This is a genomic window from Photobacterium sp. R1, assembly GCF_054600795.1.
Window position 1 is genome coordinate 1 of record NZ_BAAHZP010000717.1, and the last position, 256, is coordinate 256.

Here is a 256-nt window from a genome sequence, read left to right on the forward strand (position 1 = left end):
GATTACCTCGGATTCTGGCCGCTTCACCGTATCCTTCAGAAGCGTTGAACCACAGCGATAGAGTCACTGGGGACAGTGTAAATAGCCTGCCATAAACTGATTAAAGTAACGACTATCAGCATGAAAATCACAGCACTACGCATATTACTCACAGGAAAAAAGCGCCGGATTTTACTCGCACTTTTTTTCATACTGCGACCAAGGTTTTCAGGCGCTCGGGCTTTTAGTCCATAAAACGATTCACTGGAAGAAGGAT

The 256-nt window shown here is 44.9% G+C and carries 1 pseudogene; it reads right to left on the bottom strand.

The features are described from left to right. Positions 1 to 35 precede the first annotated feature (35 nt). Positions 36 to 256: pseudogene (locus ACYP03_RS26955) on the bottom strand (hypothetical protein); the annotation flags it as partial.